General features: G+C 41.5%; 13 protein-coding genes and 1 pseudogene. 5 read left to right on the forward strand and 9 right to left on the reverse strand.

Annotated elements, in window-relative coordinates:
* Positions 1 to 4: 4 nt before the first annotated feature.
* On the forward strand, positions 5 to 103 hold the full coding sequence (locus tag ACMUMJ_RS16525; protein WP_414679962.1) for a transposase domain-containing protein: 99 nt from the start codon (positions 5 to 7) through the stop codon (positions 101 to 103).
* Between the two features lie 134 nt (positions 104 to 237).
* A pseudogene (locus ACMUMJ_RS16530) lies at positions 238 to 390 on the forward strand (helix-turn-helix domain-containing protein); the annotation flags it as partial.
* A 166-nt stretch (positions 391 to 556) separates the two neighbouring features.
* Here ACMUMJ_RS16530 and ACMUMJ_RS16535 read toward each other — a convergent pair.
* Both ACMUMJ_RS16535 and ACMUMJ_RS16540 read right to left on the reverse strand, forming a co-directional pair.
* Positions 557 to 2200 (reverse strand): NAD(P)/FAD-dependent oxidoreductase, encoded by a 1644-nt coding sequence (locus ACMUMJ_RS16535; protein WP_414679951.1) that lies wholly within the window; start codon positions 2198 to 2200, stop codon positions 557 to 559.
* 202 nt (positions 2201 to 2402) lie between these two features.
* Positions 2403 to 2957, reverse strand: coding sequence for a TetR/AcrR family transcriptional regulator (locus ACMUMJ_RS16540; protein ID WP_414679952.1), 555 nt, complete (start codon positions 2955 to 2957; stop codon positions 2403 to 2405).
* A 161-nt stretch (positions 2958 to 3118) separates the two neighbouring features.
* Between ACMUMJ_RS16540 and ACMUMJ_RS16545 the strand changes: the two genes are divergently transcribed.
* Both ACMUMJ_RS16545 and ACMUMJ_RS16550 read left to right on the forward strand, forming a co-directional pair.
* Complete coding sequence (locus ACMUMJ_RS16545; RefSeq protein ID WP_414679953.1) at positions 3119 to 3763, forward strand: peroxiredoxin-like family protein; 645 nt, start codon at positions 3119 to 3121, stop codon at positions 3761 to 3763.
* A gap of 251 nt (positions 3764 to 4014) precedes the next feature.
* The gene (locus tag ACMUMJ_RS16550) at positions 4015 to 4569 is read left to right on the forward strand and encodes a class I SAM-dependent methyltransferase (RefSeq protein WP_414679954.1); all 555 of its coding nucleotides are present in this window, start codon (positions 4015 to 4017) and stop codon (positions 4567 to 4569) included.
* Positions 4570 to 4607: 38 nt separating this feature from the next.
* Here the strand turns inward: ACMUMJ_RS16550 and ACMUMJ_RS16555 are convergent, their stop codons facing one another.
* The 5 genes from ACMUMJ_RS16555 to ACMUMJ_RS16575 form a co-directional block, all read right to left on the reverse strand.
* On the reverse strand, positions 4608 to 4937 hold the full coding sequence (locus tag ACMUMJ_RS16555) for a 5-carboxymethyl-2-hydroxymuconate Delta-isomerase (RefSeq protein WP_414679955.1): 330 nt from the start codon (positions 4935 to 4937) through the stop codon (positions 4608 to 4610).
* Positions 4938 to 5153: 216 nt separating this feature from the next.
* A complete protein-coding gene (locus ACMUMJ_RS16560; protein ID WP_414679956.1) occupies positions 5154 to 5756 on the reverse strand; it encodes a PqiC family protein in 603 nt (200 codons plus the stop codon).
* Between the two features lie 21 nt (positions 5757 to 5777).
* A complete protein-coding gene (pqiB, locus tag ACMUMJ_RS16565; protein WP_414679957.1) occupies positions 5778 to 7421 on the reverse strand; it encodes an intermembrane transport protein PqiB in 1644 nt (547 codons plus the stop codon).
* Positions 7418 to 8698, reverse strand: coding sequence for a PqiA/YebS family transporter subunit (locus ACMUMJ_RS16570; RefSeq protein ID WP_414679958.1), 1281 nt, complete (start codon positions 8696 to 8698; stop codon positions 7418 to 7420). The genes pqiB and ACMUMJ_RS16570 overlap by 4 nt, the downstream gene beginning before the upstream one ends.
* A 301-nt stretch (positions 8699 to 8999) precedes the next feature.
* Positions 9000 to 9461: a hypothetical protein gene (locus ACMUMJ_RS16575; protein WP_414679959.1), complete on the reverse strand. Its 462-nt coding sequence runs from the start codon at positions 9459 to 9461 to the stop codon at positions 9000 to 9002.
* A 12-nt stretch (positions 9462 to 9473) separates the two neighbouring features.
* On the opposite strand from ACMUMJ_RS16575, the gene ACMUMJ_RS16580 reads away from it, so the two are divergent.
* Complete coding sequence (locus ACMUMJ_RS16580; RefSeq protein ID WP_414679960.1) at positions 9474 to 9629, forward strand: hypothetical protein; 156 nt, start codon at positions 9474 to 9476, stop codon at positions 9627 to 9629.
* Here ACMUMJ_RS16580 and traF read toward each other — a convergent pair.
* Both traF and ACMUMJ_RS16590 read right to left on the reverse strand, forming a co-directional pair.
* A complete protein-coding gene (traF, locus tag ACMUMJ_RS16585) occupies positions 9626 to 10060 on the reverse strand; it encodes a conjugal transfer protein TraF (RefSeq protein ID WP_414679963.1) in 435 nt (144 codons plus the stop codon). The two genes, ACMUMJ_RS16580 and traF, sit on opposite strands and share 4 nt — an antisense overlap.
* Before the next feature lie 68 nt (positions 10061 to 10128).
* On the reverse strand, positions 10129 to 10542 hold the full coding sequence (locus ACMUMJ_RS16590) for a hypothetical protein (protein ID WP_414679961.1): 414 nt from the start codon (positions 10540 to 10542) through the stop codon (positions 10129 to 10131).
* Positions 10543 to 10780: the final 238 nt, after the last annotated feature.

The raw sequence follows: 10780 nt of genomic DNA on the forward strand, positions 1-10780 counted from the left end.
GTTAATCCCTTACGAATATCTAGTGAAATTATTTGAAGAACTTCCGAAGCGCAATACAGAGGACAGCCTAGAAGACCTGCTGCCTTGGAATATTAAGCTCTAAGATAGAAACAAGGTGTGGTTGCCCGTACTCTTACGAAGAAGCCAACTGCTGAAGTTGGTATGATTCTTCTTACCACAGAACAAAGCAGTACCAACATGAATTATCAGCAGTTGACCGAAGGCAAAAGATAGCAGATTTCTGCTCTTTTAGGGCAAGAAATATCAGTGGCAAATATTGCACGCACACTGAATTGTCATAGATCAACGATTTACCGTGAGTTAAAGCGGAATAAAAAAACAATAAAATATTGCCCTGACAACGCTCAAAGAGCTTGTTTGATAAGACGAAGGCTTTTGCTGTGTATGATTATCAGAGTTGCTCGTGGTCGAGTGTCTTGCAATGTCGAAAGGCACTTGCGCTTTTCAACCTTGATCTAGTGATTACTGAACTGATAAAAACAAAAAAACCAGACACGAGGTCTGGTTTTTAACCTTCTTTGCTTTGTTTCAAGCGTTACTCAAGCTTAAGCAAATCCAGTGCAATGGCTTCTGCGACTTTAATACCGTCGATGCCTGCGGATAGGATGCCGCCAGCGTACCCTGCGCCTTCCCCTGCTGGGTATAAGCCTACTGTATTCAAACTGGTGAAGTCTTTATCACGACGGATGCTAACAGGGGAGGATGTGCGTGTTTCTATCCCTGTTAATAATGCGTCGTTCATGGCAAAGCCTTTAATCTGACGGTCAAACACGGTGAGTGCTTCACGCAGTGCGTCTGTGGCAAATTGCGGCAAAGCGTTGCTTAAATCGCACAATTTGATACCCGGTTTGTAAGAGGGTTCAACCGTACCAAGTTCTGTCGATGGTACGCCCTTGATAAAGTCGCCAACCAATTGAGCCGGTGCGGTGTAATCTTTACCCCCCATTTCGAAAGCCAGCGTTTCTAGTTTCCTTTGCAGTTCCACTCCGGCTAATATGTGCCCTGGGTAATCTTTCGCAGGTTCGATACCCACTACAATTGCGGAGTTTGCATTACGTTCATTACGGGAGTATTGAGACATGCCATTGGTGACGACGCGGCCATCTTCTGATGTGGCGGCAACAACGGTTCCACCGGGGCACATACAAAAGCTGTAAACACTACGACCGTTTTCGCAATGATGCACCAGCTTATAATCCGCCGATCCTAGAATTGGATGACCTGCTTGCGCTCCAAAACGTGCCGAATCAATCACAGGTTGTGGGTGTTCAATTCTAAACCCAATAGAAAAAGGCTTGGCTTCCATGTACACACCTTCGTCCAATAACATCTGGAAAGTATCACGCGCACTGTGACCAATGGCTAATACTAAATGGCTTGTTTCCATCACCTCGCCTGTTGATAAGGTGACGCCTGTAATTTGGCCTTTACCTTGATCATTTTCTGGCAAACGGTTTATTTTTTCCACTTTAGAATTAAAACGAATTTCTCCACCCAAACTGATGATCTCAGCACGAATGTTTTCCACCATTTTAACCAATTTGAATGTACCGATATGAGGTTTGCTCACATACATGATTTCATCTGGTGCGCCCGCTTTTACAAACTCTGCCATCACCTTACGGCCTAAGAAACGTTTGTCTTTCACTTGGCTCCACAGCTTGCCATCAGAAAAGGTGCCTGCACCACCTTCACCAAATTGCACATTGGATTCTGTGTTTAATTTCTTATCACGCCATAGACCCCAAGTGTCTTTCGTGCGTTGACGAACATCTTGCCCACGCTCTAATACGATGGGCTTTAATCCCATTTGAGCAAGGGTAAGCGCTGCCATAATGCCACATGGGCCAAAGCCAATAATAACAGGGCGTAATTGTTGTTCGGTAGGAAAGGCATCATCCGCTTGCGCGACATAGTAATACCCGGTATCTGGCGAAGGTTGCACCACATGACTGTTTTCGAATTTCTCCAGTATTGACTTTTCTAGCGCCTCATCAAGCTCAACATCCAATTGGTATAGCAAGATAATATTACCTTTCTTACGCGCGTCATAACTGCGTTTGAATAGAGTAACGTTCACCAACTCTTCAGGTGAAATGTCTAAGGTGGTCAGGATCGCCGAATTCAGTTCTTCATCCGTATGGTGAAGAGGCAGTTTAATGTCATTAAGTCGTAACATGGAGATAGAAATACTCAAAAAAATAATAGATGTGTCTTAATTGAACGACGCCATATCAAAACACCAGTATGAGCCGCGAAGTTTACCATAAACCCCAAAAGACATCACTCAGCACTATTAAAGCGTTAGGCTCTCCTTCATGGTTCTTGCGCCTATTCCCTCGCTCTCATTCAGAATGAACCAAATGATGTATTGCAGTGAATTACAACCAAGGTAAAAAAGAACGAATAGAATGACTTAACTCGTATGACACATTCTTTTTATAACCATAAATTTGAATACTAAATACCATCATCATCACTTGCCGAGCACATTCAATGGATTTGCTTTCATCAAACTCTTGCGTCAAATAGTGCTGGTAGGTTCTTTCTATTTCATTCAGTTTATTTAACGCTAATTCATAGAGTGGATTATCTTGAGCGCCTAGCTCCAATTGGGTTTTAATCAGAAAACACCCACAAAAGCCACACTCAGTAGACGCTTGAATGGATTCGTCTAAAATTCTCAGCACGGCTTTTTTCACATCCTGCTCTTCGTTCATCGTGGTGTGAATCATTTGAATGGTGCTCTCAGCGTAACGCTGTAAGGCCTCGTTGAATAAGCCCTCTTTGTTGCCAAACTCGTTATACAAGCTACCCGGTTTCAGGCCCGTATATTGAGTAATGAGCTGAACACTGGACGCGGTATAGCCATGGCGCCAAAATAACTCAATGGCATTGTCGATAACCTCTAAGCGGTCAAACCCTTTTTTTGCCATAACCTCCACCCAAAATACGAAAACCAAACACCATAAATATCCGTGCAGTATTGTATATACTAGCACCATTTGGAACGATCGTTCAAAAACAACTTGACCGAAAGAATTACTCCTGTATATTTTGAATGATCATTCAACATAACAACTAAACGGAGTATTCCATGTCACTTACCGATCAACTTACCGAAACACGCAACGCATCTGCAACCAATTTACCCGCAGACATTCATGCTACCATGATCTCAGTAACACAACACTTACAAGAATCAGGCATTGAAGATGCTGCGCCAAAAGTGGGCGATAAGATAGCGTTTTTTGATTTACCAAATCATAAGGGCGAGCAGCGCAAACTTAGCACGCTATTAGAATCTGGCCCCGTTGTGTTGACTTTCTATCGTGGCGGTTGGTGCCCATACTGCAATCTAGAGCTACGCGCTTATCAAACACATTTAGATAGCATTAAAGCCGCTGGTGCGACCTTGGTTGCTGTGTCACCAGAACTGCCTGATATGTCTTTATCCACCAGCGAGAAAAATGAGCTGTCTTACGAAGTCTTATCTGATGTTGATTCAAGTTACGCTAAAGAACTGGGTTTGGTTTTCTCTTTAGCAGAAGAGCTGCGCCCTATTTATCTCAATTTCGGTATTGATGTTGAAAAACACAACGGCACAGGTCAATTTGACCTTCCATTAGCCGCTACTTTCATTATCAAACAAGATGGCACAGTCGCACATTCTTTTGTCACAGCGGATTACACTCTGCGTCAAGATCCTGTTGATGTTGTAGAAGCACTTAATGCTTTGTAATACTTTTCTATGCTAATTCAGCACTTCGAATGAAGTGCTGAATTAGAAACACATCATAAAGGGCATTTGCGATAGCATCTGCCCTTTTTATGCAATTATAAAAATAACAAAATTACTTGGTTGAATACGTTGTGATTCACCCTACATGCTATACCCTAGTCGAACATTTCGTTTTGTCACGTATCTTTTTGAGTTTAGAATAACCGATATCCATCTTTGTATTACGCAATAATCAAGAATTCCATGACCCAATGAGCGTTGCGGAAAAGCTTGGTATATCATCTGCCACTTGGCCTATTTTTGGGGTGATTTGGCCTTCAAGCTTGGTGCTTGCTCATTATATTTTTGATTATAAAACCGAGTCCAAACGCATCTTAGAAGTAGGCTGCGGCATGGCCTTGTCTAGCCTGCTTCTCAATAAGCAATGTGCAGACATTACCGCCACGGATTACCACCCAGAAGCGCAAATTTTTTTACAAAGAAATACCTTACTCAATGAAGACAATGACATCGCATTTGAACGAGTCGATTGGGCAGGAAAGAATGACGATCTTGGGCTATTTGATTTAATTATTGGCAGTGATCTTCTATATGAAGACAATCACATTGATCTGCTATCCAGCTTTATTAATAAACACTCTAAACCCATCAGCGAAGTCATTATTGTGGATCCCGGTCGTGGAAGAAAGAACAAACTAAATGCACACATGAAAGCGTTCGGTTTCACCGCTTCGCAACATAAACCGATTCGTGCGGACTATTTAGAGAAAGAGTTTAAAAGGCACATTCTGAAGTTTGACCGATAAGGTGTCAGAATATGGCCCTCAATATGAGACAAGAGTTATTATAATACGACCTTCACGTAACTGGCTCTGTCAATATCCATCACTTCAACCGAGATAGAGCCTTCCGTTAAACCCAATGTGGTAATTTGCTCTAAAACACATTGAGACAACCTGGATTTTTGCTCCGTATTTCTCCCTGATAATATTTTTAACGTTACATGAATAAAGTCAGTTTTTTCGTGAGCGGTTTGATAGTGGGAAAATGACTGAGTGCGAACTTTTACATCGTCAACCTGAAACAATTCTGAATTCATCATTCCAGTAAACACTAACGGCATGAGCACTTCGCCATCCAATGTGGATGAATGTTCGATAATACAATGTGGCATGTCTTTAATACCCCTCTTAATCTCATTTAAATAAGTCATTTTCTAACAATTAAAAAACACAATAACTCGAATGTTCTACTTTAGAAGAGCAATCTTCTCCTGAAAGACAAAGGCACACCGCACCCTGCCTCCACTTTATCGATTTTTATTTCCCTAGATCCGTCGTCAATTATCTTCTGCAGCAAACCTTCAGCCTAAGTAAAGTTGAGATTCCCATTACTGAGACTCGATAAACGCTTTGGCAATTTCATGTGCCATTGGGCTAACGACCTGTTTAAACCAATTATCCGCGAGCGTTTGAGTCATCGCAGGGTAGCCATCTGATTTTAGAGTGTCTCTTACATCAAACGCTTTTGACAGCATCACATCACCTTCAGACGAAATCAGCAACCAACGACCTGTAATATGAACAACACCATCCAAGTCGGCAAAGAAGCGGTCTACTTCGATGTCCAATTGAGCAATGGCATAACTGGGAAGCCTCTGCCTCACAAACCAAGTAACGTTAGGCAGTGTTTTTTCCAATCGTTGTTGAGTCAATCGCGTAAGTTGAGGAGATAGCGGCTCTGCCCATAAATTAATTTGAGAACGATGCACTTCACCTTCATTCGTGACGAGTACAATCTCGTTGCCTGCTAAGTAGTTCGCCACAACAATCGGCATCAACTGCATCGACGTACGTAAAGTTTCCTCGGGTTCAACATGAGATGCCGTATTATCCATTAAAAGATATTCGTAACTTTCATCAACTGGCGTAGCACAACCTGATAAAAGAAGACTCACTAACCATAGAGAAAGAAATATTCGCCAATTCACCATAATATCAATATACCCTCCAGGTTATTTTGCCGCTTTAGGCTGAATTTCCAACCGTGGTTTACTATCAAAAATCAACGTGTTTGGCCTCTCTTTCAGTTGCCGTAGAAGCGGTTGCAATTCATTAAGTGAACGCCCCAATGACACCATATTTTCTCTTAATGGACGCCCTATTTGACCATTTGCTTGATAGGTTTCTAACGTCAAATTAAGCTGTGTCATGACTTCAGAAATATCCGCTGGGATCTGCTGGGTTTCTGATTTTTCCAATAACCGTTCAACACTCTGACTAAGAGATTGCAGCTGCCGCAGAGTTTCATTCGCCTCTTCCATTGTTCTGCCTAGCTGCTCAAATGTTTGTGCAAGAGGTACGTCGGCCACTTTATCAAGTAGAGTAGACACTTTATTACTGATGCCTGCTAAAGAATCAGGCCCTGTTGGAAACACATCATAGCCAGCAAGTTCCCTCATTCTTGGAGGAGGAGGATTATCCATAAAATCTAAGCTAATCACTCTTGCAGCATTGAGATAATTACCAATGACAAGCGTTGCTCTTAGCCCTTGATCAATACGTACATCAAAAAGCTCTTTCCATTTTTGTACTGACGCCTCTCCTTCAACAGTCCAATCATGCAAACGTTGAGGCTCAATTCGAGCCAATACTGGAATAACAGGGCGATCAAGCGAAGCAATAACATCCATTGAGATTTCAGTAAAAGGCATTTCTATTACTGTACCTATTCGGACTCCGCGAAACTCCACATCTGCACCAACAGCCAATCCACTCACATTCGAATCAAACAAGAACAGATACTCAATTGTTTGATTATAAAGATTATTATCCGCCTCTTCTTTGGAAGGAAATAAGCGAAATGTCGTTAAATCCTTTACATTATTGCCCGCAGCTCTGTCTTTCCCCAATCCAAATGAGATGCCTCCTGATAAAAAGGTTTCAAGCGAATCTAGCTTTACCTCAAAGCCCTGAACGGAACTTTTAAAAGACAATCCGGGGGTTATCCAAAATTGAACGGCATCATTCACAAGAGCGTCATAAGGAGGTTTAACAACAATACGATAATTAATGGCCCCTGTTACTGTATCAAAATCAACTTCTTCTACGTAACCCACTTCGTATCCACGAAAATGCACTAAGGTGCCAATATCCAGTTTAGAGGCATCGCCACTGCGTAAATGTAAATGAATCCCTTCTGCTTTAGTCGAAAGTGGTGGTTGGCTAAGCAAAACAAATTCATCACTTTCTTCGCCTTCGTCACCAGGGGACATATCAATATAAGCGCCAGACATTAGGGTACTTAAACCACTTACTCCTTCTTTTCCAATTCTTGGTTTTACAACCCAAAACTTCGCATCCTGCTTTAGCATTTTTTGTGTGTCTTGATTCATACGCACTTTAATAATTGCTTTGTCGTAATCACTGCTTAACCGAATATCTATCACTTTACCCACATCCACATTGCGAGCTTTCAACTTAGTTTGCCCCGCTTCCAGCCCTTCTGCGTTTGCTGCAACTAAAGTAATAATTGGCCCTTGACTGGACCAGTTTTGATAAAGCATCCATCCTGCAACAATTAGAGCAACTAACGGCACCAACCAAATTGAGTCAAAATGAACTCGTTTAAGACTCACGACATTCTTACTCTCGCTCATTGCTCTTTTTCCTCTAGGAGAGAGGTTGTTTCCACTCTCTCTTCATTATCCCATAATAACCGTGGATCAAATGACGCAGCAGCCAGCATAGTCAAAACAACAACCGCAGCAAAAAACAGTACCGCAGGCCCAGGAGAAATAGCAATTAAATTTCCCATTTGTACCAGCCCAGTTAAAACGGCAACCACAAAAATATCGATCATTGACCAACGACCAACAAGTTCAGTAATACGATACAGCTTCATTTTTTGTAGGGTTTCTCTCTCTGTTGGGAAATAACATTGCCAACAAAGCCAACCTAATGACAATACCTTTGCTAGAGGAATCACCACACTGGCAAAAAAGATCACCAAGGCGACAGGGTAAGACCCCAAAGACCAAAGTAACAATACGCCTTCCATAATCGAAGAAGGTTCATTCACACCTAAAAAAGTCGTGTGCATTATAGGGAAAATATTGGCAGGAATAAACATAATGACTGCCGCCATGAGAAAGGCCATGGTGGTCATTAAACTTTTTGGATGACGACTGTGAATAGAATGACCGCAACGGCTGCAATGACAGACCAAATCAGAGTGTGTCGCGCCACAAAAATGACAGCAAATTAGCCCTTGCTTCTTCGCTTGGGTAGGCTGTTTCATAATAACGTGTTCAGGTGCTTGACCAGCGACGTTATTCCAAAGCCAGCGACGATCTAGCAAAGTAACCGTTTTCAATAACAACAGAGCGTGCGCACAAAAAGCCCAAAAAGATAACCCTAATTCAATGTCCGCCATGCTGTTCATTTTAACCAACGCAACGAGGATACCGACTAAGAAAACGTCAACCAGCAACCATGGTTGGATAACCACCACCCAGCGGGTTAAATTGCGTTTCGTAGTAAGGCTAATGAAACGATTCTGCAAAGACCACACTAGCAATAAAACGGTAATTAAGTAAGCAATGGGGAACACAAAGAGGGCGAGACTGACAAGGATACTAAGAATCAAATAATCTTGAATAATCAATATGCTAACAATATTGTACAAAGTCACACTTCGTTCAGCACCATTATTTGAGAAACCAAGAAAAGGAAAAGCCAAAGCAAAAAGAAACATCAACAAAGACGAAAAGCCCGTGCCAAGAATGAGTTTCTCTACATGTTCTCGAAAATTCAATAAAACATGACCACATCGATCGCATACAAAGCGTTCACCTCGTTTAAGAGGAGGAATGTGATGGACCAAATCGCACTCATCACAAGCGGTTACATTTTCTTGGAATACCAATGACTCCATATTTCCTCAATATCAAGAGCGACAGCCCTTTATATAACACCGCAATATGACAATCAATCAAGTTAGCTAAAATATTAAAATCACTCCGCATGTTGTTAGAGCCATTAAAAATCAATTATCGCAAATTAGTAACGTTAAAAAAGAAATGCGGTTTACGTGTGAATTCAGATACAAAAACTCAACAACTCATTGCAGAAGAGTCAAACAATCATTAAATACTATAAATTGATTCAGTGATTGTTTATCAAAGGAAGGAACTTTTTGGATTATTACGGCTTACATTATCAATTAAAACGCGAAGTCATAACTTAACGATAAAAAAACCGCCTCTAGGAACTTCATCGCCACTTTCGTCTTCCACCTTATCCAACGCTACCGACAAATCGACATTAAAGCGTTTAAATAACGTCACACCAAATGATGCATAATCCAACTCGGTGCCTGCCATATTTTGGCGATAACCCGCTCGAATGCCCGGCATGATGTGAGAGTCACCAAAATAAGAGACAGACATGGCTGCCCATTGATATTCATCCCCTACAGCATCTTTCACTTCGTTCACATCATAGGCCATGCTCAAGGTGACTTTTTTGCCCTCTGCTGACACAGAAAAATCTGCCGTGGTTTGCATCTCCATTGTGTGCTTATTCGATTCTTCGAGTTTTCCCGCCGCGATTAATCGACCAGCGACAGCACAACTCTCAGAGACACAACTTGCATTAAAAGCGGCACCGTCAAATTCTGGCTCATTAATATTTGCCAACGTGAGCCCAACTTGATAATTATTGGAAACCCAGACGGCTCCAATATCAAATCAACCCCAACACCACTACTGCTCACAACATCATCCGATATGGCATCAGAAATAGTATCACCAACGTCACTACTGCTATCATTTAACGAAGCAACCGCTCGCCCTAATGAGATTTAGTGTACATTCGCTTTTGCTCCTGCCACTAACATGCCATTTGAATTTTCCCAAACCGATTGACTGTAACCTAAGCCTACTTTTACATCTGTTGCCGTTTTCGCAGTAAAAGACGTATCTGTTTGTAAATCCGTGCCAACAATTTTAATTTCATCAGAAACAACGCGCCCTAAAGCAACAACAGAAACACTTGCATCCAACATCAAAGTACCTTTATCCGCCATTTTATAAATAACTGGCATGAAAGGAATTTGCATTCCAAAAGACGTTTTCACATACGCCGTTTCTCCAATCTCATTTAATATGCCATTGGCTTGATTCAACGCGGTCTGAGCAGCACTAACCGTTGAATAAGACGCATCGATTAATCCTCTACCTTTACTGTGTTTGAAATTTCTTCCTTGGCAACAGTATCCATCGAATCTCCGTGGTATTTATAACACTTTTAACACGCGATTGTTGGAGTGCAAAGCACGTAAACAATTCGCTGTGCTTAAACTTGTTATGCATTTTTCTCCGCAACAATAATTAAACTATCCGTGTAGGAGTAACCATAGCCGTAACCAAAACTAGCACCTCCACTAACAGCCTCACCATCACTGAGAATTCTTGGAGAACTTGTAACACCTTGTGCTTGATACTTATAATCGTATTCACCTGAAATTACAGGAGTTACCTGTGTAATGGTGTAACCTTGATCATTTAATTTACTTACCGCTATTTGTAGATCTTCTGCTAGCCTTTCACTGTCTATTTTTTTGTCAGAAAATCCAGTTTGTTCCCATCGTGTCTCTTTGCGAGTAACTTCTTTTTCTCCACCAAAAAGTCCCTTTTTTGTTTCGCCTGTTGGTACCTTTATCTTTACGTTCTTGCCAACTGGTGCAAAGTAAGCTTTTACATATATAACTTTATTCATATTTCATCCTCGATGATAAACAGATGCATAACGCTGCCTTAAGTGGTGAGTAATAGTTTGCTAAAATGTGTAGCGAAGCGAAACCGAGCAAACTGTTAGCAGTCCCGCTTTAAATGCTTGTATGGATAATAATCCCACAAAGTAATTATTATTTAAACTAGGTTCGGGTAATGTGAGGCCCAAGCTTTGGCTGCAACCAAAGCCTTTTATACAGTAGTTCGATTGAGCGAAGGCTCCT

This window comes from Marinomonas phycocola (assembly GCF_047525455.1).
Classification (GTDB): Bacteria; Pseudomonadota; Gammaproteobacteria; order Pseudomonadales; family Marinomonadaceae; genus Marinomonas.

Bases quoted from the DNA above. Each gene is read 5' to 3' on its own strand.
- ACMUMJ_RS16535 (WP_414679951.1), bottom strand. From the start codon at position 2,200: ATGTTACGACTTAATGACATTAAACTGCCTCTTCACCATACGGATGAA.
- ACMUMJ_RS16540 (WP_414679952.1), bottom strand. From the start codon at position 2,957: ATGGCAAAAAAAGGGTTTGACCGCTTAGAGGTTATCGACAATGCCATT.
- ACMUMJ_RS16545 (WP_414679953.1), top strand. From the start codon at position 3,119: ATGTCACTTACCGATCAACTTACCGAAACACGCAACGCATCTGCAACC.
- ACMUMJ_RS16550 (WP_414679954.1), top strand. From the start codon at position 4,015: ATGAGCGTTGCGGAAAAGCTTGGTATATCATCTGCCACTTGGCCTATT.
- ACMUMJ_RS16555 (WP_414679955.1), bottom strand. From the start codon at position 4,937: ATGCCACATTGTATTATCGAACATTCATCCACATTGGATGGCGAAGTG.
- ACMUMJ_RS16560 (WP_414679956.1), bottom strand. From the start codon at position 5,756: ATGGTGAATTGGCGAATATTTCTTTCTCTATGGTTAGTGAGTCTTCTT.
- pqiB (WP_414679957.1), bottom strand. From the start codon at position 7,421: ATGAGCGAGAGTAAGAATGTCGTGAGTCTTAAACGAGTTCATTTTGAC.
- ACMUMJ_RS16570 (WP_414679958.1), bottom strand. From the start codon at position 8,698: ATGGAGTCATTGGTATTCCAAGAAAATGTAACCGCTTGTGATGAGTGC.
- ACMUMJ_RS16590 (WP_414679961.1), bottom strand. From the start codon at position 10,542: ATGAATAAAGTTATATATGTAAAAGCTTACTTTGCACCAGTTGGCAAG.